The organism is Bacillus sp. FMQ74 (assembly GCF_001875785.1).
Taxonomy (GTDB): Bacteria; Bacillota; Bacilli; order Bacillales; family Bacillaceae; genus Bacillus; species Bacillus stercoris.
The window spans coordinates 203,993-227,555 of sequence record NZ_MOEO01000007.1; the positions used below are offsets into that span (position 1 = coordinate 203,993).

At 43.2% G+C, this 23,563-nt stretch carries 24 protein-coding genes, 1 pseudogene and 1 riboswitch; of the genes and pseudogenes, 15 read left to right on the forward strand and 10 right to left on the reverse strand.

Annotated elements, in window-relative coordinates:
* Window positions 1-73 precede the first annotated feature (73 nt).
* Window positions 74-592, reverse strand: coding sequence for a damage-inducible protein DinB (gene dinB / locus BLL41_RS15010; RefSeq protein WP_071578467.1), 519 nt, complete (start codon window positions 590-592; stop codon window positions 74-76).
* A 166-nt stretch (window positions 593-758) separates the two neighbouring features.
* Between dinB and BLL41_RS15015 the strand changes: the two genes are divergently transcribed.
* Window positions 759-1,217, forward strand: coding sequence for a MarR family transcriptional regulator (locus BLL41_RS15015; protein ID WP_015252707.1), 459 nt, complete (start codon window positions 759-761; stop codon window positions 1,215-1,217).
* Entirely contained in the window at window positions 1,214-3,871 is a 2,658-nt protein-coding gene (locus BLL41_RS15020; RefSeq protein ID WP_071578468.1) for an MMPL family transporter, read from the forward strand. The genes BLL41_RS15015 and BLL41_RS15020 overlap by 4 nt, the downstream gene beginning before the upstream one ends.
* Window positions 3,872-4,028: 157 nt before the next feature.
* On the opposite strand, the gene BLL41_RS15025 is transcribed toward BLL41_RS15020, so the two are convergent.
* From BLL41_RS15025 to BLL41_RS15035, 3 genes are all read right to left on the reverse strand, one after another.
* On the reverse strand, window positions 4,029-4,658 hold the full coding sequence (locus BLL41_RS15025) for a nitroreductase family protein (protein ID WP_014112842.1): 630 nt from the start codon (window positions 4,656-4,658) through the stop codon (window positions 4,029-4,031).
* A 15-nt stretch (window positions 4,659-4,673) separates the two neighbouring features.
* Window positions 4,674-5,168: a MarR family transcriptional regulator gene (locus tag BLL41_RS15030; protein WP_083428033.1), complete on the reverse strand. Its 495-nt coding sequence runs from the start codon at window positions 5,166-5,168 to the stop codon at window positions 4,674-4,676.
* 70 nt (window positions 5,169-5,238) lie between these two features.
* A complete protein-coding gene (locus tag BLL41_RS15035; protein ID WP_071578470.1) occupies window positions 5,239-5,796 on the reverse strand; it encodes a helix-turn-helix domain-containing protein in 558 nt (185 codons plus the stop codon).
* Between the two features lie 118 nt (window positions 5,797-5,914).
* Here BLL41_RS15035 and BLL41_RS15040 point away from each other — a divergent pair, with 118 nt between their 5' ends.
* From BLL41_RS15040 to BLL41_RS15050, 3 genes are all read left to right on the forward strand, one after another.
* On the forward strand, window positions 5,915-6,640 hold the full coding sequence (locus BLL41_RS15040; RefSeq protein WP_071578471.1) for an AzlC family ABC transporter permease: 726 nt from the start codon (window positions 5,915-5,917) through the stop codon (window positions 6,638-6,640).
* Entirely contained in the window at window positions 6,637-6,960 is a 324-nt protein-coding gene (locus BLL41_RS15045) for an AzlD domain-containing protein (protein WP_071578472.1), read from the forward strand. Before BLL41_RS15040 ends, BLL41_RS15045 begins: the two co-directional genes overlap by 4 nt.
* Window positions 6,961-7,147: 187 nt before the next feature.
* Complete coding sequence (locus tag BLL41_RS15050; RefSeq protein ID WP_071578473.1) at window positions 7,148-8,356, forward strand: Bcr/CflA family efflux MFS transporter; 1,209 nt, start codon at window positions 7,148-7,150, stop codon at window positions 8,354-8,356.
* 35 nt (window positions 8,357-8,391) lie between these two features.
* Here BLL41_RS15050 and BLL41_RS15055 read toward each other — a convergent pair whose 3' ends face one another.
* Window positions 8,392-9,129 carry a sulfite exporter TauE/SafE family protein gene (locus BLL41_RS15055; protein WP_041336928.1) on the reverse strand — a complete coding sequence of 246 codons (738 nt, stop codon included), beginning with the start codon at window positions 9,127-9,129 and terminating at the stop codon, window positions 8,392-8,394.
* A gap of 247 nt (window positions 9,130-9,376) precedes the next feature.
* On the opposite strand from BLL41_RS15055, the gene BLL41_RS15060 reads away from it, so the two are divergent.
* The 3 genes from BLL41_RS15060 (at window position 9,377) to BLL41_RS15070 (ending at window position 12,787) form a co-directional block, all read left to right on the forward strand.
* Window positions 9,377-10,051, forward strand: a complete 675-nt coding sequence (locus tag BLL41_RS15060; RefSeq protein ID WP_071578474.1) for a GntR family transcriptional regulator — start codon at window positions 9,377-9,379, stop codon at window positions 10,049-10,051.
* Between the two features lie 126 nt (window positions 10,052-10,177).
* Entirely contained in the window at window positions 10,178-11,440 is a 1,263-nt protein-coding gene (locus BLL41_RS15065) for a glycoside hydrolase family 18 protein (RefSeq protein WP_071578475.1), read from the forward strand.
* Between the two features lie 159 nt (window positions 11,441-11,599).
* Window positions 11,600-12,787: a macrolide family glycosyltransferase gene (locus BLL41_RS15070; protein WP_071578476.1), complete on the forward strand. Its 1,188-nt coding sequence runs from the start codon at window positions 11,600-11,602 to the stop codon at window positions 12,785-12,787.
* Between the two features lie 39 nt (window positions 12,788-12,826).
* Here BLL41_RS15070 and BLL41_RS15075 read toward each other — a convergent pair whose 3' ends face one another.
* On the reverse strand, window positions 12,827-13,531 hold the full coding sequence (locus tag BLL41_RS15075; RefSeq protein WP_071578477.1) for a membrane lipoprotein lipid attachment site-containing protein: 705 nt from the start codon (window positions 13,529-13,531) through the stop codon (window positions 12,827-12,829).
* A gap of 65 nt (window positions 13,532-13,596) precedes the next feature.
* A complete protein-coding gene (gene phoB / locus BLL41_RS15080) occupies window positions 13,597-14,985 on the reverse strand; it encodes an alkaline phosphatase family protein (RefSeq protein WP_083428034.1) in 1,389 nt (462 codons plus the stop codon).
* Between the two features lie 321 nt (window positions 14,986-15,306).
* On the opposite strand from phoB, the gene BLL41_RS15085 reads away from it, so the two are divergent.
* Complete coding sequence (locus BLL41_RS15085; RefSeq protein WP_071578479.1) at window positions 15,307-15,678, forward strand: iron chaperone; 372 nt, start codon at window positions 15,307-15,309, stop codon at window positions 15,676-15,678.
* A 79-nt stretch (window positions 15,679-15,757) separates the two neighbouring features.
* Here BLL41_RS15085 and BLL41_RS15090 read toward each other — a convergent pair whose 3' ends face one another.
* Entirely contained in the window at window positions 15,758-16,255 is a 498-nt protein-coding gene (locus BLL41_RS15090; RefSeq protein WP_071578480.1) for a YdhH/YoaO family protein, read from the reverse strand.
* 17 nt (window positions 16,256-16,272) lie between these two features.
* Window positions 16,273-16,717: pseudogene (locus BLL41_RS15095) on the reverse strand (GNAT family N-acetyltransferase).
* Window positions 16,718-16,834: 117 nt separating this feature from the next.
* Between BLL41_RS15095 and BLL41_RS15100 the strand changes: the two are divergent.
* A complete protein-coding gene (locus tag BLL41_RS15100) occupies window positions 16,835-17,812 on the forward strand; it encodes an HD domain-containing protein (RefSeq protein WP_071578481.1) in 978 nt (325 codons plus the stop codon).
* Between the two features lie 145 nt (window positions 17,813-17,957).
* Window positions 17,958-18,575: a YdhK family protein gene (locus tag BLL41_RS15105; RefSeq protein ID WP_083428035.1), complete on the forward strand. Its 618-nt coding sequence runs from the start codon at window positions 17,958-17,960 to the stop codon at window positions 18,573-18,575.
* Between the two features lie 15 nt (window positions 18,576-18,590).
* Here BLL41_RS15105 and pbuE read toward each other — a convergent pair whose 3' ends face one another.
* Window positions 18,591-19,757: a purine transporter PbuE gene (gene pbuE, locus BLL41_RS15110; RefSeq protein ID WP_071578483.1), complete on the reverse strand. Its 1,167-nt coding sequence runs from the start codon at window positions 19,755-19,757 to the stop codon at window positions 18,591-18,593.
* Window positions 19,758-19,811: 54 nt separating this feature from the next.
* Window positions 19,812-19,911: riboswitch (purine riboswitch) on the reverse strand.
* Between the two features lie 175 nt (window positions 19,912-20,086).
* Here pbuE and BLL41_RS15115 point away from each other — a divergent pair.
* From BLL41_RS15115 to gmuD, 4 genes are read left to right on the forward strand one after another with little or no spacing between them, the layout of a single operon-like run.
* Window positions 20,087-20,398 (forward strand): PTS sugar transporter subunit IIB, encoded by a 312-nt coding sequence (locus tag BLL41_RS15115; protein WP_071578484.1) that lies wholly within the window; start codon window positions 20,087-20,089, stop codon window positions 20,396-20,398.
* Complete coding sequence (locus BLL41_RS15120) at window positions 20,398-20,730, forward strand: PTS sugar transporter subunit IIA (RefSeq protein WP_071578485.1); 333 nt, start codon at window positions 20,398-20,400, stop codon at window positions 20,728-20,730. The genes BLL41_RS15115 and BLL41_RS15120 overlap by 1 nt, the downstream gene beginning before the upstream one ends.
* An 18-nt stretch (window positions 20,731-20,748) precedes the next feature.
* Complete coding sequence (celB, locus tag BLL41_RS15125) at window positions 20,749-22,077, forward strand: PTS cellobiose transporter subunit IIC (RefSeq protein ID WP_071578486.1); 1,329 nt, start codon at window positions 20,749-20,751, stop codon at window positions 22,075-22,077.
* 17 nt (window positions 22,078-22,094) lie between these two features.
* A complete protein-coding gene (gene gmuD, locus BLL41_RS15130; RefSeq protein WP_071578487.1) occupies window positions 22,095-23,492 on the forward strand; it encodes a 6-phospho-beta-glucosidase GmuD in 1,398 nt (465 codons plus the stop codon).
* The last annotated feature ends 71 nt before the right edge of the window (window positions 23,493-23,563 follow it).

The window sequence follows — 23,563 nt, forward strand, 5'->3', positions numbered from 1 at the left end:
TATATGAAAGGAAATTTTAATGTGATTTGGACTACCCAGCGAAAGAAAGCAGCTCCATTTAGGAGCCGCTTTCCTATGCCTGTTCAGTTTTTTGCATGTACAGGTAAAGCCCATAATCTGTCGGTGCGGATGCGTATCCTGCCTGCCGCAGCATTGCCGTGATATTGCCGCGGTGGTACGTTCCGTGATTGACAACGTGGGGAATCAGTTCGGAAACAGTTGTTTTCATGATTCCGCCTGAGGGATTTTGAATCTGGAGGGGCTGATTGAGCTGTTCTTTTTGCTGTAAAAATAGTGTATAGCGCTCGGATAACTTCAGAAACAGGTCTTCCATTTCCTCCATTTCTTTTGTCTCTGTCTGTTCTTTTAGCTGTTCAGCTAACGCCAAAGCATCGCTCATCGTTTTGCCGGAAAACACTTCAATCCAGCCGAGGTCAGAAAGGTAAACATGAGACAATACATGGGATATCGACGGAAACACACTTTGAATTTCTTGATGGTATACCTCTTTTGGAAGCTCTTTTAATCGGTTGAATATTTGCTGATTGGCCCAGACGTTATATTCATACAATTTGAATGCTAAATCTGACATGTTAAATTTCCCCCTTCGTGTGTATAGTTTCTATTGTACACGAACTGGTGTTCCTTGTGGGGTGCTTGTGAATAAAATCTGTTGACATGTATAGTTTAGGGGGATAAACTAATTGAAATTGAACATAAAGTTTAGCGGGGTAAACTATAATGAGGAGGGGAAGATGTTGAATGAACAAAAGCTATGTCAGGCGATAAACCTGTTTGTGGAAGTCCTGCTTGAAGGGACAGAGTTTGTGCATCGTGAAATCAATCAGGATGTCTTCAAGCATATCTCAAGGGAACAGGCAGACCTGCTGAAGATTTTAAAAGTCAAAGGCCCAACCTCTCCCGGCAGCCTGGCCATGTATCAAAATGTACATAAGAGCGCGATCTCTAACAGACTGAAAAAGCTGCTCGAAAAAGGATTGGTTCAATGGGACGACTGTCCGGCAAAAAGTGATAGGCGCTCTAAGCTTATTAACATTACACCCAGTGGTGAACACATACTGGAAGAATTAGATTCTGCCATCTTTAACGCACTCAAACCGCTGATCGATGATATAGATGAGGAACACTTACATTCCATCATCGAGATATTCACCATTTTAAAGAGCAAATTTAAAGGAGGAGATTCTGCCGAATGAGAGCAATCATCAAATTCAAGTGGGCAATTGCAGCTATAGTATTAGCACTTACCGTCGTTTTGAGTTTGTTTTCTCCAAACTTAACGGAGCTGGCCAATCAAAAGGGGCAGGCCCAGCTTCCCGCTGATGCAGTTTCAGAAAGGGCAAACGCCATTTTAAAACAAGCGGGAGAAGACAATAATTCGATCAGTGTTGTCTTTACATTAGACCATGCTCTAAAGAAAGAAACAGAGAATCAACTCCGGACAATAATCGATAAAATCAAAAAGGTCGATGGTGTAGAAGAGGTCACATCTCCTCTGTCAGCTGAAAAAGAAGTCAAAGACCAGTTGATGTCGAAAGACAAGAAAACCGTTCTCATTCCTGTGACGATTACAGGTTCTGATAAAAAGGCGGAAAAAATCGCGAACGAGATTTATCAAATCGTTCCTGATGATTTGACGGCATATATTACGGGAGCTTCCCTTATTAATCAGGATTTCGCTCACAGCTCAGAGGAAGGGCTTAAGAAAACGGAAGTGATCACAGTCTGCCTGATCATCGGTTTACTGCTGATCGTGTTCCGATCTGTTGTGACGCCTTTTATACCGATTGTAGCAGTGGGTTTTTCTTATCTGATCAGTCAATCCATACTTGGCATCCTTGTATACTATGTTGATTTTCCTATCTCGACTTTTACGCAAACCTTCTTAGTTGCGATCCTGTTCGGCATTGGAACAGATTACTGCATTCTGCTGCTTACACGATTCCGTGAAGAATTGGCAAACGGGCATGATAAAAAAGAAGCGGCGCTTATCGCTTACCGCACAGGGGGAAAAACCTTATTTATCAGCGGATTCGCGGTATTAATCGGATTTTCCGCTTTAGGATTTGCGAAGTTTGCGATTTTCCAATCCGCCGTAGGAGTAGCGGTCGGTGTGGGAATCTTAATGATCATTCTCTATACACTGCTGCCATTATTTATGGTGACACTGGGTGAAAAATTATTCTGGCCTTCTAAGAAAGTGCTGTCGCACAGTGACAACAAATTATGGGCGTTTCTCGGCAAACACTCCGTTGCACGTCCGTTTCTGTTCATTGTCATCACGGTGGTGATTACGCTTCCGTTCATCTTGACCTATGATGACCAGATATCATTCGATTCAACTGCGGAAATCAGCAGCGATTATCAATCAATCAAAGCTCTCAAGGCCATCAAGGATGGATTCGGGGAAGGAAAAGCGTTCCCGATCAACGTTGTCGTAAAAGGAGACAAAGATCTCACAACAGCTGATACAATCCCTTATCTCGGAAATATCAGCAAAGCGATCGAGAAAGTTGATCATGTTGACTCTGTCATGACCATCACGCAGCCGACTGGTGAAAAAATCAAAGATTTATATATTGATAACCAGCTAGGATCGGTTTCAGACGGGCTGGATAAGACGGTAAAAGGGATTGCCGATGTCCAAAGCGGATTAACAGATATAGAAAACGGACTGAATCAAATGGCAGGGCAAACCGGCTCGGCCTCAAATAGCGGCTCTGGCGGTTCACTGGGCGATGCCGCAGATGGCTTGGGCAAAATTAATCAGCAGCTGCAGCTCGTGAGCAAACAAATTTCTCAAACCGGCAACACCTCACAGACCGTGCAGCAGCTTACGGCAATCAGCGGACAGCTTGTCCAGATTCAAACCGGCCTTGAACAAGCGAACAAGCAGCTCTCAGGCCAGCAGGCACAAGCCGGAACATTGACAGAAAGCCTGAAGAAGCTGTCAGAAGGCGTGAAGAGCGCAAATGAAGGCCTGACGAAAATCTCTGACGGCATTACAGCTTCCAGTGATATGTTAGAGGACATGAGCAAAAGTCCAACTGTAAGAGATACCGGCATATTCATTCCTGATCAAGTAATGAAGGACAAAAACTTTAAGAAGTCAATTGACCAATATTCCTTTGCAGACGGCAAAGGTGTTCAATTAAGCGTCGTTCTGGATTCAAATCCTTACTCAGAACAAGCCATTACGACAATAAAACAAATCAAAAAAGCTGTCGCTAACGAAGTTGACGGCACTCCTCTGGAGGATGACCAGATCGTGTACGGCGGGGTCACGAGTATGAATGCGGACTTAAAAGAGCTGTCCACAACGGACTTCTCCAGAACGATGGTGATCATGATTATAGGCCTGTTTATCGTGTTAACCATTTTGTTCCGCTCCATGATCATGCCGATTTATATGATCGCGTCACTGCTGCTGACGTACTATACGTCAATATCTATCACAGAATTAATTTTTGTAAACGGCTTAGGAAACGCCGGCGTCAGCTGGGCAGTACCATTTTTCAGTTTTGTTATCTTAATCGCGTTAGGGGTAGATTATTCGATCTTCTTGCTGGATCGATTTAAGGAAGAGGTGCACCTTGGCATTCAGCAAGGTGTTGTCAGATCAATGAGTAAAATGGGATCTGTCATTATTACAGCTGCTATTATACTGGCCGGTACGTTCGCGGCGATGATGCCTTCAGGCGTCAATACGCTTATGCAGGTGGCAAGTGTTATCATTATCGGGCTCTTGCTATACGGTCTTGTCATTCTTCCGCTCTTCATTCCGGCAATCATTGCGACCTTCGGAGAAGGAAACTGGTGGCCGTTCGGCAGGAAGAAAATAAAAGAATAATAGAGAGAAGAGTGATGAGTGGTCATCACTCTTTTTTCATGACTAAACGACAAAATGAAATTAAGGGTTTCAGACATGTTAACCAAAAGGTCAGACGATCGAACGGCGGCTATACTTAAAAACAAAGAGCCCGGAAAACATTCCTGGGCTCTTTGTTTTATTTCCATTCTGCAATTGTATCAATCGGCAGACGGTAGGAAGCATAGCCTTCGTCTGCTGCTTTTCCGATAGAAAGCAGCATGACCGGTACATAACGTTCTTTATCCAATCCGAAGGTTTCCGCGATGTTTTCTTTATCGTATCCGCCGATCGGGTTTGTATCATAGCCGTGCGCGCGTGCAGTCAGCATCAGCTGCATCGAAACGAGGCCTCCGTCAATCAGGATCGTTTCACGGTTGACCTGTGCCGGAAGCTTTTCAAAATGTGCAGTCAGCGCGGCGATTTGTCTGTCTTTGACCTCCTGCGGCATGTAACCGAGTTCAACGGCTTTAGAATAGATTTCTTCTAAGTAGTCTGCGTTGTTCATGTCTGCAAATACAGCGATGACAGCAGATGATGTTGTGACCTGTGTTTGGTTAAAGCTGGCAAGCGGTGCGAGCTTTTCTTTTCCTTCCGGGCTGTCAATGACAAGAAAACGCCATGGCTGCGCGTTAACGGAAGAGGGCGCAGTTGTTGCTTCTTCTAAGATTTCTGTCATCTCTTCTTTGCTGATTTTCACTGTCGGATCATAGTTGCGAATAGAACGGCGGCCTTTCATAATTTCCATAAAATCGTTTGTTTTGATCATGTTGATACACTCCTCTTAAGCTTCAATATTAACTATATTGTTCCGCATGCGCGCCAGTACATTAATGAGCAGGCGGCGCTCTTCTGCGCTTACATTTGCGAGCATTTCCTTCATGAAACGCTCCTTTTCTTTCTTAGAAGACTCGATTCGCTCTCTACCCTGATCTGTAAGCCGAACAAGGGTGATGCGATTGTCCTCAGGCTTGCGCCGTCTTGATACCATGCCTTTGGCTTCCAGCTGTTTCAGATGTCTGGTAACGGCTGCGCTATCGATATTTACTTTTTTTTGAAGGTCGCTTTGACTGATCTCATCTGCATGATAAAGCAATGTCAGCAATTCCAAACGAGATTGGCTGATGCCCGTGCATGCCTCGAACTTCACGCCAATCACCTTGTTCACGCCTTGCAGCTGATATAAAATCTCGGCTTCCTCTGAACAAAATGACGCCAAAACCCATCCCTTCTTTCCTGTCAAAATTATCAATTGATGTATCAATGATTGACACGTCAATTAATATACAACGATTGTTTTCATCTTGCAAGTCATATGCACTCAAAAACCTCCCAGAGGGAGGTTTTTGTCATTCTTGCGGCTCAGGGTAAAACATCAGCAGAAAAAAGCTAGCCGTTTCTTCAGATGAATTGATGTAGCTGTGCGGTGTTGATCCTGCAAACTGCAAGGCATCTCCAGAAGCGAGCGTGTGCTCCTGACCCTGCAGATTAACCGTTAATTCGCCTTCTTTAATGAGAAGATATTCTTCTCCTAAATGTGTTTTTGCTTCATGAATACATCCGGGTTTCAGATCAACAACGTAAATTTCAAACTTTGTTTCAGGATTGTAGGGGAAAAAAGGGTAGACACTGTAGTTTTCTTCATTATCTGTAACAGGTTCGATATCCTGCAGATTGATTTTTTTAACTTTTGGCTTGTCTTCTTTCAGAAATACAGAAAACGATACTTGAAGCCCGTTTGCGATCTTCCATAGCGTGGTGACAGTCGGGGTTGATTTTCCTTTTTCGATTTGGCCGAGCATCGCTTTGCTGACACCGGTTAATTCAGAAACTTGATCAAGAGTAAGGTTTCTGGTCTTTCGAAGTTTGATTAGATTCTTTGCGATAATGGCTTGGATATCATCCATACATGTATCTCCTTACGTCCATATTCGTTTTATTATAACATATAGAATTCTGTTATCATATTTTATTGTAAGTTATAACGTACGTGTGTATAATATGTTAGACGAGGAGGGGAACAGAATGCTGTCTGAAAAAGAAATGACTCATGCAAAAACTGACGATCCAACATTCTTTCAGGGATTTCAAGATTGTGTTCCGACGCTGGTCGGTTACATTAGCGTAGGCTTAGCTTTTGGAATCGTGGGGGTTGCCTCGCATTTAAGTGTGATGGAAATTGTGCTCATGTCGGGATTGGTTTTTGCAGGCGGCGCCCAGTTTATTATGTGTGCGTTGTTAGCGGCGAACAGTCCAATGTCAGCGATTATCCTGACAACATTCATTGTGAATTTACGGAATTTTCTATTAAGTGCGTCGCTTGCTCCTCATTTTTCAAAGTATTCGCTTATGAAAAATGTAGGGATCGGAATGATGGTGACAGATGAGTCGTTCGGTGTTGCTTCCAATAAGATTGTCAAAAACGAGCCGATTAACGACCGCTGGATGATCGGTTTAAATCTTACAGCGTATGCATGCTGGGTGCTGTCTTGTGTGGCAGGTGCTGTTTTTGGCAAGTGGATTACCGATCCGGAATCGTTCGGACTTGATTTTGCGGTGACGGCTATGTTTTTGGCGCTGTTGGTTCTTCAACTGGAACATGTAGTGCCGTCGAAGCTTAAACATTATGTTTCTCTTATTATGTATATGGTAATTGCCATGACTGTTTTTTCTTTCTTTATACCATCTCATCTTGCGGTCATTATATCAACGGTCATCGTAGCAACTATCGGGGTGGTGACGGATAAATGAGTATCAATATATATATCTTGATGGTGATTATCGGCTGTGCGCTGGTCACGATGATTCCCCGTATCATCCCTTTTTTAGTTGTTCGGAATATCACTTTGCCGGAGCCCGTGCTCAAGTGGCTTTCCTATGTGCCGGTTTGTATATTGACAGCACTTGTCGTAAAGGATTGTATGATTCAGTCTAATGATACTCTGAAATTGAATTGGCCTGTTGCCGTCATCTTGATCCCGACTCTCTTGATTGCGATGAAAACGAAAAGCTTATCTATTACTGTGATCTGCGGTGTGCTTCTTATGGCAGGTTTGCGATTATGGGCATAAGACAAGCGGATCGGGACTTACTGAATCAGGGCAGAAGACCCTGATTTTTTGTCTTTCGTTCAAGCTTTAAGCGGCTTTCACAGGCTGAAAGTTATGATACAATATACAAATGTTTCACAGCTTCAATCCATTATTGGAGCTGACATCCATTGTATAAGGGATTAGGTTGAAGGGAAGGTTTGATAACATGCTGCACAATCCAACTGGAAAAGAACGCTTGGCACTGGCGTTTCTGCTCGGCATGCTTGCTATATTGGGCCCGCTTAATATAGATATGTATTTGCCAAGTTTTCCTGAAATCGCGGAAGATTTATCAGCAAGTGCTTCACTTGTTCAGTTAAGTTTAACAGCCTGTCTGGTCGGGCTTACGATCGGCCAGCTGATTGTCGGGCCGGTCAGTGATGCGCAGGGAAGACGAAAACCGCTATTAATCTGTATTTTTTTATTTGCGTTATCCTCTCTGTTTTGTGCACTGTCGCCCAATATTACAACTTTAGTGGCAGCGCGTTTTTTGCAGGGATTCACTGCTTCCGCAGGGCTTGTCCTGTCTCGCGCAATCGTCCGCGATGTGTTTACCGGAAGAGAGCTTTCTAAATTTTTCTCGCTGCTAATGGTGATTACCGCCGTGGCGCCGATGGTTGCGCCTATGACAGGCGGTGCCATTTTGCTTTTGCCGTTCGCAACGTGGCATACAATTTTTCATGTACTAACGATCATCGGATTTTTACTGGTTCTTCTGATTGCATTGAGGTTAAAAGAAACGCTTCCGCCGGAAAAACGGATTCCAAGCTCAATTGGAACCTCTGTCAAAACGATGGGCAGCCTGCTGAAGGATCGGTCCTTTATGGGGTACGCGTTAACTGTCGGGTTTATTCACGGAGGAAGCTTTGCATATGTGTCCGGTACGCCTTTTGTATACCAGGATATCTACGGGGTGTCTCCGCAGGTATTTAGTATCCTTTTCGGCATTAACGGGCTGGCCATTATATCAGGCAGCTTTATCATCGGGCGCTTCGGCGGAATCATTCACGAAAAAAGCCTGCTTCGCATGGCTGTCATTACGGCTATGATTGCGACGGCTGTGCTATTAACCATGACCATCATTCACGGTCCTCTTGCTACATTAGTCATATCCATTTTCATTTACATGATTACGATCGGCATGGTTTTGACCAGCACGTTCACGCTGGCCATGGAAAAGCAGGGGCACCGCGCCGGAAGTGCAAGTGCACTGCTTGGAATGCTTCCGCTGCTCCTTGGTTCGATTGTGTCACCGCTTGTAGGCATTAATGAGACAACAGCCGTTCCGATGGGAGCGATTATGTTTGTGACAGCTGTCATCGGCTCACTGGCGTTTTTTGGATTAACGAAAGAACGAGTAGGGCAGCATTCATAAAAAAACCTGACATGACGTCAGGTTTTTTGTTTTATTTAAAATAACAACAGCAGGCCTGCAATCGCCGGAGTCAAAAAGATGGCTGATTTCAAAACCACCTTTGGCATGAGGTTGGTGAATTTGGCGCCTACATAGGCACCGCACATTGTTCCGACCAGAACTTTAATCAGCAATACATAATCGACGAAACCTTCGGTGATATATCCGATGCCTCCACCAACAGCCAGAGGGATGATCACAAGCATCGTCGTTCCGACAGAATGGCGGATGGACAAATTCAGCATAATCATTAAACCGATTTGAATAAAAGGTGCCGATCCAATGCCGAATGTGCCGGAAAGAACGCCGGCTGCAATTCCTAAGATAACCGCTCTCGTATACGTTGAAAGAGTGCTTTGATTTACTTGAGCCTTCTCTTTTAAAATGAATAATCTAATCAAAATGAGAATCGCTGATAAAAATAACATTCCAGCCGTCAAATAATGAAGCAAATCAGCGGGAATAAAAGATGTCAGCTTGGCGCCGAAAAATGAGCCAACGGCTGCAAAGCCTCCGACTATTAAGCCGATTTTCATTTGAATGTTGCCCTCGCGATAGTGGCTGTATGCCCCTGATAAGCTGGTGAAAGCCATGCCGGCGAGAGAAGTGCCTAAAGCCGTATGAATCGGGATATGGAAAAGAAGCGTTAAAAGGGCAATGACAAAGCCGGCTCCACCGGCGCCAATAAAGCCTAAAATAATTCCTAGAAGAAACATAACAAGAATAATGAGCATATTTTTTCCTCCATTGAAAGATGTAAAAATGTAATCGTGCGCTATTCTGGCGGAGGTATGGTGTCCTATTGACGAAGAAAAACACGACGGTTTTTCAGTTGCCAGTAGTCCGTCGACCGTCGTTCAGCAAACATATAGTACCTCAAATTCTGGGATCTGACAAGGCAGTTTGTTGCTTCCCATTACCATCTGTTATATGATTTTGATGAAGAAAAGCCCTTGAATATATTCAGAAGAGGTATTATATATGGACGATTTTAAATTAGATAAGCCGACTCCCTACTACCTGCAATTTTATAACCAGCTGAAAAAAATGATCTTCAACGGGACTTTTAAGCCTGGGGAACGGATAAACGAAACACAGCTGGCGAAAAGCTTTGGCGTCAGCCGCTCGCCGATAAGGGAAGCCATGCGGCTGCTTGAGAAAGATGGTTTGTTAAAGGCGGATGACCGAAATGGGTTTTCGATCACATCATTAACGGCAAAAGATGTAGATGAGATTTATAAAATCAGAATTCCGCTGGAGCAGCTGGCAGTCGAATTAGTCATAGACGAAGCGGACGAAGAAGAGCTGATCATACTCGAAAAACAGCTTGAAGAAACAGAGAAAGCCATTCACAACGGCACGGAAGATACGGAAATCATTCGTTTAAACCAAAAATTTCATGAGCTACTTGTTGATTTCAGCCATAACCGACATTTGAGAAATTTACTTGAGCATGTAAATGATCTAATTCACTTTTGCAGAATCCTTAATTATACCGGCGACCACCGTGCAGAAACGATACTACGTGAGCACCGCAGAATATTTGAAGAAGTGAAAAAGAAAAACAAAGAAGCAGCCAAACAGCATGTGCTGGCTCATTTCAATCATGACTGTGAGCATTTGAAGCAAGTGCTTGAAGAAGGAAAAGAGAATTGATTTGCATGATCCGGTACCAAGGGGGAGCAGAACCCTTGGTATTTTTTTATGCATTCACCACATATCTAAGAGTCCCCGTTAATAAAATTTTATGATGGTTTGACTAACGAATAATGGGGGTTAAACATGTTTATCCATATCGTCGGGCCTGGTGATTCTTTGTTTTCGATAGGCAGAAGATACGGTGCTTCTGTTGATCAAATACGGGGTGTGAATGGTTTAGATGAAACGAATATCGTGCCGGGGCAGGCTCTGCTTATCCCTCTTTATGTATATACAGTCCAGCCGGGAGACACGCTTACCGCCATCGCGGCAAAAGCGCTTGTTCCATTAGAGAGACTGCGGGCAGCCAATCCGGGCATCAGCCCAAATGCTTTACAAGCGGGAACAAAAATAACGATACCTTCGATCTCAAATTATATTGCGGGAACATTAAGTTTTTACGTGCTCCGAAACCCTGACCTTGATCGGGAGCTAATCAATGATTATGCGCCATACTCGTCTTCAATTTCGATTTTTGAATATCGTATTGCACCTAACGGGGATATTGCAAACCAATTAAATGATGCGGCTGCTATCGAGACAACTTGGCAAAGACGAGTGACGCCGCTGGCAACAATAACAAACCTTTCATCAGGAGGCTTCAGTACGGAGATTGTTCACCAAGTGCTGAACAATCCAACAGCAAGAACCAATCTGGTCAACAACATTTATAACTTAGTTTCCACAAGGGGGTATGGAGGTGTCACAATCGATTTTGAACAGGTGAGCGCCGCGGACCGCGATCTTTTCACTGGCTTTTTACGCCAGCTGAGAGATCGCCTTCAGGCGGGAGGGTATGTGCTGACGATAGCTGTTCCTGCAAAAACAAGCGATAATATTCCATGGCTGAGAGGCTACGATTACGGGGGGATAGGAGCGGTTGTCAATTATATGTTTATCATGGCTTATGATTGGCATCATGCGGGGAGTGAGCCGGGCCCTGTAGCGCCGATTACTGAAATAAGGAGAACCATTGAGTTTACGATTGCGCAGGTGCCGAGCAGAAAAATCATTATCGGAGTCCCGCTCTACGGGTACGACTGGATCATCCCCTACCAGCCGGGAACAGTTGCTTCAGCGATTTCAAATCAAAACGCAATCGAAAGAGCGATGAGGTACCAAGCCCCGATACAATATTCTACCGAATATCAATCACCATTTTTCCGGTACAGTGATCAGCAGGGGCGCACGCATGAGGTATGGTTTGAGGATGTCAGAAGCATGAGCCGGAAGATGCAGATCGTGCGCGAATACAGATTGCAGGCTATTGGCGCTTGGCAGTTAACGCTGGGCTTTACACCGGGCCCATGGCTTCTGCGGAAATTTTTTACGATCAGAAAAGTGTAAAAAGACACCACAGCTTGGGTGTCTTTTTTTTGATTAAGTCCAGAGCAGCAGAATAGTTCATTCATTTGTCCCTTGCATGGGGTTACGTTCCCATCTTACGATTAGTAGTAGTCTGATCAAACAAAGATTCAGAATACGATTTGAGAGGGAGTTGTCTACATGAAGACAGTATTGATTTTAAATTTTCCTGCGGAAGGCCATGTGAATCCTACCTTAGGCATTACAAAAGCGTTTTCCGATAAGGGATATGATGTCCATTATATCTCTACTGAAAAATATAAAAAACGTTTAGAAGCAGCGGGAGCAACTGTCCATCTTCACAGGGATCTGCTGAGAACAACACCTATTCATGTCGGTTCGCCCAATGGCATTCTTGATTTCGTCAAAATCCATATCAAAACGTCATTGGACATTTTACAGATTGTCAAAGACTTATCTAAGAGCATTCAATTTGATTTTGTTTATTATGATAAATTCGGTGCGGGGGAATTGGTGAGGGATTACTTAGATATTCCAGGGATCTCTTCATCGGCGTCTTTCCTGTTTGGCGAGGAGCATCTGAAAATCCTGCCGCTGCATCCGGAGTCTGGAGCGCCGCTTGAATTGGATCAAGAGTGCGAAGACCTTTTGGCAAAAATGAAAGAAACGTACGGTGTTGCCCCGAAAAACCTGGTTCAATTCATGAACAATAAAGGGGAATTGAACGTAGTGTATACAAGCCGTTATTTTCAGCCAGAAAGTGATCGTTTCGGGGACGAGTGTCTGTTTATCGGCCCGAGCTTTCCAAAGAGAGCGGAAAAAACAGATTTCCCAATTGAACAGCTAAAAGATGAAAAGGTCATTTATATTTCAATGGGGACTGTACTGGATCATACAGAGGAATTCTTCAACCTTTGTATCGATGCATTTTCCGGCTTTAACGGAAAAGTTGTCATCGCTGCCGGAGAAAAAGCCGACCTGACCAAATTAAAGCAGGCACCGGAAAACTTTATCATTGCTCCGTATGTCCCTCAGCTGGAAGTGCTGGAGCAATCGGATGTTTTCATTACACACGGCGGAATGAACAGCGTAAACGAAGGGATTCATTTCAGCGTGCCACTGGTTGTCATGCCTCATGACAAGGACCAGCCGATGGTGGCGCAGCGTCTCTCTGAACTCCATGCAGGTTATGTCATCTCTAAAGATGAAGTCAATGTCCAAATATTAAAACAGGCTGTAGATGAGGCTTTACATAACGATCAGTATACGGCAGGCATAAAAAAAATCAATCAAAGCTTCAAAGAGTGCATGGATATGGGAGAAGTGCTGGAGCGGATTGATGAGTTGATTCGCCAAAAAAACAGATAAGAAAAAGAACTCCCGTACCTGGTACGGGAGTTCTTCATTTTAAAACTTGATTTTGATCTTTTGAGCATCACTGATTTTCTTATGGTTATGGTCAAAGACGTCGCTTGTCGTGATTTCGATCCACTTGATCTCTGCTTTCTTCTTATCTGCTTCTTTATCATGAGCATGGCCGCTTGATGCGTTCACAATAAAGCCGAGATTTCCGGACTTTTCGGCGCCGCCTTCCAATTCGCCGTTTAACTCTTCAAGATAAATATCTTTGTTCCAATCAAAGGTTTCGCCTGTATTTGTTTTCATCAAGGCAATCGGCGCAACATTTACTTTTTTTGAAGAGGTGTTCTTAATATCAACGAAAACCTTAACGAAATCGAACTCTTCATCGTGTGTTAACTCATGAAAATAATCAATCATGCTGTAGTCCGGGCGCAAGTGGATCAGCTTCATTTCTTTTACTGTTAACTCCACGTCGCCAATCTTATAGGTTTTGTTCACTTGTTTGATATCTTTTAAGACAGCTTTTCCCTTATCATCCGAAAACGTTTGGCCGACCTTAAGCAATGACCGGTCATCAGTTACCTGGGAATTAGGCTGATAATCATCTGTACTGTCCTTCTGGGATGAAGTGCTTTGCAGCTCGGCTTTTACTGTTTTCTCCCCGCCTGCATGCTGTTTTTCAGTACTCGCGTTTGATGAGCAGCCCGCAAGCATGATGGCAAAAACAAAAATTGAAAGAATTCTTCTCATGATGATTCCTCCATTAAAAAGAGATCCCGTTACTTCATACAAGCAACGGGACACCTTGTATTCTTTTACTTATCGTTAATCTTAATGTTGTATTGTAAAGCCTTGAAGACATTTTTGGCGATTTCTGTATTATCGATTTGGCCTGCAAATGTCTCACTAGACGGACCGTATGCATAGACGGGAACATCTTCACCGGTATGTCCGCCTGTTGTCCATCCAGTGTGAGAGCGTTTATTAAAAATGTTCTCGATGGCGTTATCGATATCCAGCACTTCCTTCGATTTGGCCGCTTCTTCAACCGATTGAATTTCGGCTTTTGTTAAAGCCAATTTCTTTTGATCGATATATGTTTTCAACGTTTTTTCAACATCCGCGCCGTCAGCGATCTTTTCTGCCATAAAGTCTGGTGTGCGTTTTGCAGCTTTAATGGGTTCACTGAACCAATTGTAGATGCCGTCCGCACCGATGGAATATCCGCCGGTTGAGTGGTCAGCCGTTGCGACAACCAATGTGTGCTTGTCTTTTTTGGCGAAATCAATAGCCGCCTTATAAGCTTCTTCGAAGTCTTCCATCTCGCTCATGGCGCCGACGATATCATTGTCATGGCCCGCCCAGTCAATTTGGCTGCCTTCCACCATGAGGAAGAATCCGTCTTTATCCTTGTTTAACTTTTTAATCGCTGTGTTTGTCATATCTTTAAGTGAAGGAATATCCTTCGTCCGGTCAATCTTTTTAGGCAGGCCGCCGTCAGCGAATAGGCCGAGAACTTGGCTGTTTTTATTTTTCAGCATGTCTTTGCGGTTATCCACATAGCTGTATCCCGCTTTTTTGAATTCCTTGATCAAATTACGGTCCTTACGGTCAAAATTGCTCTTTCCTCCGCCTAGAAGAACATCAATTTTGTGCTTGCCGTTGACCATTTCATCAAAATAATCATCCGCAATTGAGTTCATATTTTTTCGGCTGTGGTCGTGTGACCCAAAAGAGGCCGGAGTGGCGTGTGTAATTTCTGAAGTAGCCACAAGTCCTGTTGCTTTTCCTTTTTCTTTCGCAGCTTCAAGCACCGTTTTGGCCTCTGACCCGTCATTATCCACGGCTATGGCATTATTGTATGTTTTAATTCCCGCAGACATAGCCGTTGCCGCCGCTGCAGAATCCGTTACATTTTGTTCTGGATCATCGGGGTAAGTTGTTTGCTGGCCGACAAGATACTGATCAAAAGCCGTAGGCTCCACAGCTTTTGTCTTTTTATTATCCTTTAAGTATCGATAAGCGGACGTATAAGACACACCCATACCATCACCAATCAGAACAATAACATTCTTAATTTCGTCTTGGTTCCCCTTTTTCTTTTCCTGGGCGCTGGCTTCAGGCACAATGCCGCTGGCTAAGCTGCTGAACGCAATAGATGATAAAACCACGATAGGCAGTAATTTCTTTGGGAATTTTTTCAACTGGATAACCTCCTAAAATAAATCTCAATGACAACCCAATTATATTTTTAAACTGTTAAGCTGGTATTAATCGATTTTAAAGATTGGATTTACAAGAATAATGAACTGAGACCCTTAAATAATGGTTATTATTTTATGAGAAGTTTTAGAAGGAGAAAGCGATAGTACTAAAGAAACAATTGAAGGAATTGATACTGGCTGTGAGTAGGAGGACTGATAACTGATATCGTCCCATGAAAACAACCCGCTTACACCTTGAACAATCAGGATTCTTTTAACGAACTTCTCTTTACGGCATCATTTAATTTAGGAGGGAGCAACATGAACGTTTTTTCTGAATATTTAGCGGGGATTGATAATCCGCTTCATCGCGATAGAACCGAAGAGGTGTTGACTTGGATAAAAAATAAATATCCAAATTTACATACAGCAATAAAATGGAACCAACCGATGTTTACGGATCACGGTACATTTATAATTGGTTTTAGTGTTTCTAAAAAGCATTTAGCAGTCGCTCCTGAAAAAGTAACGGTAGCGCACGTAGAGGATGATATTGTGAAGGCCGGATATGATTACACCGAGCAGCTAATACGCATCCCTTGGAACGGTCCAGTTGATTACACGCTACTTGAGAAAATGATTGAGTTTAATATTCGGGATAAGGCGGACTGCTCCACTTTTTGGCGGAAATGAAAAAGTAGAAAAGGCATAACATATTAGCTGTATAAAATATGCTACGCCTTTTCATTTGTCTATTTTTGGTTTTGATCATCTATTGCTGCCTTTCATCAAACAAGGTCTTTTCATTGAGCGTAAGCTGACTCGCAGCATAATGATCACCTTGCTTCCATTTCACTTCAATGGTTATATCATGGCCTTCAAGCTCATGTTCATCTAACCGCTCTAAAAAAGAAATGGACTTTTCTTTTGCGCTTCCATCACGAAAAGTGCCTCCGGAATAGTCACGCATTGGGATTTCTATGTTAGAATTCAGCAGAACTTCATTATCCTTTTTTACAATCAGTGATTCCAAATAAGTGTTGTCTGTTTCATTTGTATCGCCGATCCAATTAAGCTCGCCGCTGTATTCATTCGGTGCATCTTCATTTTTTTTGAAAACAGCTTTCCAATTCTGATCTTTGCTTTCTCCCTGCCAATTCGGATACTCCAAACGAACATGATGAATCAGGCGATAGGAAAAAAAGATTAGGCAGAAAGCGATTAATAGGAATGCCGCGAAAATAAGAGGGTATTTATAATGACTGAACATAAAAGACTCCTATTCGTTTAATCAATTACCTTCGAAAATAAAATTTCATCCCGAATCAAAATGCCGTTTTCAGCTATCACGGGAATCGCCGGCTTGAGCAGCCGCGCTTTTTCAACTGCGTTTGGAAACACTGCAGCGAATTGATAGCCTCTCTTTTGATAAAACGCCATCGCATGTACATTATCATTCGTTGTGATAAGCTCTATTCGTTGACAATGTGCATGCTTAGCTGTCGCTTCAACCTGCTGAAGTAAAGCTGTGCCGATTCCTTTATTTTCAATCATACTATCTAATGAAATAATTTCACAGTCTTTCCCATCTATTGTGTATGTAATACAGCCAATGATTTCGCCGCTCTCATTTACGGCAGCAAATCCATTTAATTCATCACACCGAAAAATGCCGCTGGAAATCGCCATCTCGGGTGTACCCCAATGCTTAGCAAAAAAAATCGGTCAACATATGTTTCGCTACCTCATTGTTTGGGATGATGATCACCGTAACACTCCTCTATTGAAAGTATACTATCAATATATACAATAAAATGAACACTAAGAAAATAGATGTTGAGGTGACGACATGGAAATCAACGATGCCATATACGGGCAGCACCATATAGAAGGATTGCTGGAAGAGCTTATCAAGAGCGCTCCGATGCAAAGATTAAAAGGAATTTATCAGGGCGGAGCAAGCTTTTTAGTCAATCGAAAGTGGAATGTGACCAGATATGAGCACTCTATCGGCGTGATGCTCCTCATCAAAAAGCTCGGAGGAACGATAGAAGAGCAGATTGCAGGCCTGCTCCATGATGTATCACACACGGCTTTTTCACATGTGGCCGACGTTGTCTTTGAAAATCAAGCAGAAGACTATCATGAAAACATCTATCAACAAGTCATTGTTCACTCTGAAATCCCGGACATTTTACAAAAATACGGCTATCAAAGCGAAGAACTTTTATTTGACGATTCAAGATGGACGTTGCTCGAACAGCCTGCACCGGAGCTGTGTGCTGATCGGATAGACTATACGCTGCGTGATATGTACCGATATGGGCACATTAGTCTGCACGAAGCGCAAACCTTTTTGGCTCATCTTATTGTGAGAAACGGAAGGATGTTTCCGGACGGTATCGAAGCCGCCGAATGGTTTGTCGGCGTGTATTACAAGGAAGTGATTGATTTCTTTTTGAATCCCGTGAATGTATATGGATATGAATATTTAGCGCGAGCGTTGAAGGCAGCGCTGCGGCATCATGTCATATCCGCAAAGGATCTGCTGAAAACGGATCAAGAGGTACTGAACATCTTGTGGTCATCAAAAAATGAAGAAGTTCTGAGCTTGCTTACATCCATTCATCCCGGCATACAAGTAATAGAAGATGACATCCAGTACGATTTCCATCAAAAGAAGAAAATGCGTCTTATCGACCCATCCATTTTTCACGATGACAAATGGATCAAATCCTCAGATGCTTCTGAACAGGTGAGGAAAATGGGTGAGGCAGCCTATCAAAAAGCAAAAAAAGGTGTGTATATCAAAATATTAAATCAGTAATTGCCGCCTGACAGCGGCTTTTTTCATGTTTGGCTTTACAAGTTGAGGGGAATAGGACAAACTGCGGGAATGTTTTATGAGAACATCAGCGTATTTACATACCATTCGGGGGTATAGTATTATCGAGAGGACGTGTTATTTTTCATTGTCCGCGGGCAAAAGTTACAGTAAAAAAATGAAGCAAAGGAGAATGAACATGAAAATCTCTAAAAATGCACTGGGAATTCTGATGTTATCTCTTGTTTTTGTTTTATCAGCATGCGGCAACAACAACAGTACGAAACAAAGCACACAAGACAATCATTCAGACTCCTCAACACATGAAGAGATGGACCATTCCGGATCAGCTGACGTTCCAGAGGGATTACAGGAATCTAAAAATCCAAAATACAAAGTAGGCAGCCAGGTAATCATCAAGGCTTCTCATATGAAAGGCATGAAAGGAGCCGAAGCCACAGTAACAGGCGCCTACGATACAACGGCGTATGTTGTCTCTTATACTCCGACAAACGGGGGACAGCGTGTGGATCATCACAAATGGGTGATCCAAGAAGAAATCAAAGATGCCGGAGATAAAACGTTACAACCCGGAGATCAGGTGATTTTAGAGGCTTCTCATATGAAAGGCATGAAAGGAGCCACAGCTGAGATCGACTCCGCGGAAAAAACAACTGTATACATGGTTGACTACACATCGACAACAAGCGGCGAAAAAGTGAAAAACCACAAATGGGTCACCGAAGATGAGCTTTCAGCTAAATAATAAAAAATCCTCCTTTTACAAGGAGGATTTTTTTGCTGTCTGAACAGGTCTTGTTAAAGAAATTAAAGCAAACAGGACAGCGATGATAACAATCGATCCGCCGCACCATGCCGTTGACACCACAGTACCCGTCTGATCTAAAACAACACCGCCAATGGCTGAGCCAAGGGCAATTCCGACCTGGAGGGCAGACGTGTTAAAGCTTTGCTGAATGTCAGATGAATGTGGCGCAATTTCAATTAAATAGCTTTGCTGAGCGGGGGCGAGGCTCCAGCTCAGAAGACCCCAAATGACCATGACAGGCAAAAAGAAAATCATAGACGATGTAGACAGCGGCAGTAAGAACATAATGATGGCAAAGGAACCAGTTACCAGCAAAATGCTCTTAAAGGAACCAAGCCGGTCTGAAAGCGCTCCTCCGAAAGGGCCTCCGCATACAGCGGATATACCGAAAAGGAAATAACAAATGCTGATCCAGAAAGAACTCAGGTGAAGAGTTTCTTCTAAAAACGGAGCAAAGTAGGCGTATAGTGTATAATGCCCAGCCAATGTAAACATCGTGACAAGATGTGAACTCGCGATTTTCAGATTGCCAACCGTCTTGAGTTGTTCCCGGAAAGGAATCATTTTCTCTGCTGGTATTCTTTCAAAGAAGATTGAAATAATCAGCATGGAAACCAGCGCCAACAGGCCGATGCCAAGGAACAAAATCCGCCATCCGAAAGAATCGCTGATTAAGATTCCGAGCGGCACGCCCAATGCGATCGCGGAGCTGAATCCCATAAAAATAATTCCGATTGCGCGGGCTCTGTATTCAGGCGCTACAATTTTCGGGGCAATCGTTAAAGAAAGTACAACAATCAGTCCTGTACTCATCGCCGCCAATACCCTAGATACCATCAGTGTTGCAAAATTAGGGCTGAAGTAGGCGACAAGATTGCTAAGAAAGAAAACAAATAAAGCAATTAAATATAAGCGCTTCCGCTCAACCTTCGCAGTCAATGCCAAAAGCAAAGGCCCAGCTACTGCATATCCCAGCGCAAATACACTGATCAGCTGTCCGGCTGAAACAATGGAAATGTCTAAATCATTTGCGATCTGAGGAAGAATTCCTCCCACAATTAACTCAACCAATCCGACTGCAATCGTAGAAGCTGCAAGCAGGAAAACTTTGAAATTCATAACAAACTCCTTTACTTAAATGTTTTGATAAATAAAAAAATCCTGATTACAAAAAATGTCATAAACAAATTTTGTAATCAGGATTTTACGGTTCCTGGTAGACACCCTCAAACCATATTATTGAGGTTATACAAGTGATAATAGCTATTTAATTGATTCGTTTCCGTTGATGAGTGTAACACATTATGAATGAATCTTCCATAGAAAAATTTACAAAACGATGAACCGGACAAAAATATGATTATATTTATTTTATAAAAGTATAGACATTTAAAATTAAATGACTATAATAATTTATGTAAGCGTTTTAATAACAGGGGGGATAGCAGTTGAAAAAAATATTACTTGCATGCAGTTCAGGAATGTCTACCAGTTTATTGGTGACAAAAATGAAGGAATACGCACAGTCTATCGGTGAGGAAGCAGAGATTTGGGCTGTTGGCCAAGATAAGGCAAAAGAAGACTTGAGAAAAGCGGATGCCGTTTTGATTGGTCCGCAAATGAGCTTTCTGAAAAGCGAACTCCAAAAAGAGGCGGATCAATACAACATTCGAGTTGAAGTCATTGACATGATGGCCTACGGAATGGCAGATGGGAAAAAAGCGTATGAGCAGGCATTGTCCTTAATGGTGAATCAATAATGGAACAGATGAAAATCACGAATTTAACCGACGAACAAATCAGTTTTCAGCTAATCCTGCACAGCGGAAATGCCCGCAGCTGCATCATACAATCACTGCGCGCCTATAAAGAAGGGAACAAGGACGAGGCGGATGCCCTCATTGCCAAGGCGGAGCAGGATTTATCCGTGGCCCATGACATTCACTTTCAAATGATACAGAAGGAATCCGGCGGAGAAGCAGCAGCTTTTTCATTGCTGCTTATGCATGCGGAGGATCACCTGATGTCAACATTATCCATGAAAGAATTAGTGAAAGAGATGCTTGATCTCTTTAAAACCAAGAATCTATAAATAATCGGGGTGGATAGGGTGTTCGAGAAAATCAGCCAATTCCTTGTTCCAATTGCAGGGAGGTTAAACAATAACCGCTATTTGCAAGTGCTGCGTGATGCATTTATGCTGGCTTTCCCGCTGACGATATTTGGGTCCATTTTTGTCGTGTTAACGAATTTGCCGTTTCTAAACAAAATCATGAACGCCTCAATGCTTACGTCGTTTCAGTCTCATTTCGGCATTGCCTCCACGGCGACAATGGGCATTATGTCTGTCTTTGTTGTGTTCGGGATAGGTTATTACCTGTCAAAAAGCTATCAGGTCGAAGCTGTATTTGGCGGAGCGATCGCTTTGGTTTCCTTTTTGCTCTTAACGCCATTTATCGTTCAGCCGGAAACAGGAGATGCCATTACAGGCGTTATCCCGGTCGACCGTCTCGGTGCAAAAGGGATGTTTCTTGGCATGATTACGGCATTTCTTTCTGGTGAAATCTACAGAAGAATCGTTCAGAAAAACCTGACAATCAAAATGCCAGCCGGTGTTCCGCCTGCTGTAGCAAAATCATTCGCCGCACTTATTCCGGCTTTTATCACATTGACCGTATTTTTGCTGATTAACGTAATGGTAACTCTGTTTTTTAAAACAAATATGCACGACGTCATTTATCATGCGATTCAGGCGCCGCTTGTCGGACTTGGAAGCGGTATCATCCCAACGCTGATTGCCGTGTTTTTCATTCAAATTCTTTGGTTTTTCGGTCTGCATGGACAGATCATTATCAACTCCGTGATGGACCCGATTTGGAATACACTGCAGGTAGAAAACCTTTCTGCTTACACGGCGGGAAAAGAAATTCCTCATATTATTTCAAAACCGTTTATGGAGATTTATACAGTAGGGATGGGCGGAACCGGGATGACGCTTGCGATTGTGTTTACCATTCTCATATTCATGAAAAGCAGGCAGATGAAGCAAGTATCAAAACTTGGCCTCGCTCCCGGTATTTTTAACGTAAACGAACCGATTATCTTCGGGCTCCCGATTGTCATGAATCCGATCATTCTTGTGCCTTGGGTATTGGCGCCGATGGTTGTTACGCTCGTCACCTATCTGGCCATGTCAGCCGGGCTCGTTCCGCCTCCGACTGGTGTGACGGTGCCGTGGACGGTTCCATTATTCATTAATGGCATCATGGCGACGAACTCGATCATGGGGGGCGTGATGCAGCTTATCAATCTGCTTATTGTCTTCGTGATTTGGTTTCCGTTCCTAAAAGCAATGGATAAATTAAATCTGGCAAAAGAAAAAGAACAGGCTGTGCAGGAAACAGCTGCTCAGCAAAAAGATAACAGCATTAAAATGTGACATAAGGGGAGAGAGACTTGACACAAACAGAACAATATCGTTTTCCAAAGGATTTTTGGTGGGGATCATCCGCTTCAGCAACACAAACGGAGGGTGCCGCCGACAGAGACGGAAAAGGGCAGAATATATGGGATTATTGGTATGAGAAAGAACCGCATCGTTTTTTTGACCATGTCGGACCCGCGGCCACATCCCAATTTTACGACAATTATAAAGAAGATATCAGGCTGATGAAGGAGCTTGGCCACAACTCGTTCCGGATGTCGATTTCCTGGTCGCGTTTAATACCAGACGGAACAGGCGAGATCAACGATAAAGCCGTAAATTTCTATAACAATGTCATTGATGAGTTGATCGCTAACGGAATTGAACCTTTTGTCAATTTGTTTCATTTTGATATGCCGATGGCGCTTCAAAAAATCGGCGGCTGGGTAAACAGAGAGACGGTTGACGCTTATGAAAACTATGCAAGAACATGCTTCCGTTTGTTTGGCGGCAGAGTGAAAAAATGGTTCACACATAATGAACCAATCGTTCCCGTAGAAGGCGGCTACTTATATGATTTTCATTATCCAAACAAGGTCGACTTTAAAGAGGCTGTCCAGGTTGGATTTCATACGATGCTGTCAAGTGCCCGCGCGATTCAGGCTTACAGGGAGATGGAGCAGGACGGAAAAATCGGCATCATTTTAAATTTGACCCCATCATACCCGAGAAGCAGCCATCCGGCGGATGTGAAAGCCGGGGAAATCGCAGACGCGTTTTTTAACAGATCCTTTTTAGACCCATCTGTCAAAGGTGAATTTCCAAAAGAGCTGGTCGACATTTTGAAGAATGAAGGCTTTATGCCTGATTACAACCCTGAAGATCTTGACATCATCAAAAAGAACACGGTTGACCTGTTGGGAGTGAATTATTACCAGCCGAGACGTGTGAAAGCAAAAGAACATCTTCCGAATCCCGACGCTCCTTTTTTGCCGGACAGGTATTTTGATCCTTACGTCATGCCGGGCCGCAAAATGAATCCGCATCGCGGCTGGGAGATCTATGAAAAAGGCGTTTATGATATTTTGGTCAATTTAAAAGAAAACTACGGGAACATCGAGTGTTTTATCTCTGAAAACGGCATGGGAGTTGAAGGCGAAGAGCGCTTCAGGGATGAACAAGGCATGATTCAGGATGATTACCGGATTGAATTTATAAAAGAGCACCTTAAATGGATTCACCGCGCCATGCAGGAAGGATCGAACGTAAAGGGCTATCACTTATGGACGTTCATGGACAACTGGTCTTGGACAAATGCCTATAAAAACCGATACGGGTTTGTATCTGTCAATCTCGAGAAAGACGGAGAAAGAACCATCAAAAAGAGCGGAAAATGGTTTAAAACGGTTGCTGAGCAAAACGGTTTCTAGATTTTCTTAAGGTCAAGATCTTCCGGCAATCATCATGATGAATAGAGATGACGAACAACCGCAACATTGAT

Excerpts from the sequence above, each read along its gene's own strand:
- dinB (WP_071578467.1), bottom strand. The coding sequence starts at position 592 with ATGTCAGATTTAGCATTCAAATTGTATGAATATAACGTCTGGGCCAAT.
- BLL41_RS15020 (WP_071578468.1), top strand. The coding sequence starts at position 1,214 with ATGAGAGCAATCATCAAATTCAAGTGGGCAATTGCAGCTATAGTATTA.
- BLL41_RS15025 (WP_014112842.1), bottom strand. The coding sequence starts at position 4,658 with ATGATCAAAACAAACGATTTTATGGAAATTATGAAAGGCCGCCGTTCT.
- BLL41_RS15035 (WP_071578470.1), bottom strand. The coding sequence starts at position 5,796 with ATGGATGATATCCAAGCCATTATCGCAAAGAATCTAATCAAACTTCGA.
- BLL41_RS15040 (WP_071578471.1), top strand. The coding sequence starts at position 5,915 with ATGCTGTCTGAAAAAGAAATGACTCATGCAAAAACTGACGATCCAACA.
- BLL41_RS15045 (WP_071578472.1), top strand. The coding sequence starts at position 6,637 with ATGAGTATCAATATATATATCTTGATGGTGATTATCGGCTGTGCGCTG.
- BLL41_RS15050 (WP_071578473.1), top strand. The coding sequence starts at position 7,148 with ATGCTGCACAATCCAACTGGAAAAGAACGCTTGGCACTGGCGTTTCTG.
- BLL41_RS15055 (WP_041336928.1), bottom strand. The coding sequence starts at position 9,129 with ATGCTCATTATTCTTGTTATGTTTCTTCTAGGAATTATTTTAGGCTTT.
- BLL41_RS15060 (WP_071578474.1), top strand. The coding sequence starts at position 9,377 with ATGGACGATTTTAAATTAGATAAGCCGACTCCCTACTACCTGCAATTT.
- BLL41_RS15065 (WP_071578475.1), top strand. The coding sequence starts at position 10,178 with ATGTTTATCCATATCGTCGGGCCTGGTGATTCTTTGTTTTCGATAGGC.
- BLL41_RS15070 (WP_071578476.1), top strand. The coding sequence starts at position 11,600 with ATGAAGACAGTATTGATTTTAAATTTTCCTGCGGAAGGCCATGTGAAT.
- BLL41_RS15075 (WP_071578477.1), bottom strand. The coding sequence starts at position 13,531 with ATGAGAAGAATTCTTTCAATTTTTGTTTTTGCCATCATGCTTGCGGGC.
- BLL41_RS15085 (WP_071578479.1), top strand. The coding sequence starts at position 15,307 with ATGAACGTTTTTTCTGAATATTTAGCGGGGATTGATAATCCGCTTCAT.
- BLL41_RS15090 (WP_071578480.1), bottom strand. The coding sequence starts at position 16,255 with ATGTTCAGTCATTATAAATACCCTCTTATTTTCGCGGCATTCCTATTA.
- BLL41_RS15100 (WP_071578481.1), top strand. The coding sequence starts at position 16,835 with ATGGAAATCAACGATGCCATATACGGGCAGCACCATATAGAAGGATTG.
- pbuE (WP_071578483.1), bottom strand. The coding sequence starts at position 19,757 with ATGAATTTCAAAGTTTTCCTGCTTGCAGCTTCTACGATTGCAGTCGGA.
- BLL41_RS15120 (WP_071578485.1), top strand. The coding sequence starts at position 20,398 with ATGGAACAGATGAAAATCACGAATTTAACCGACGAACAAATCAGTTTT.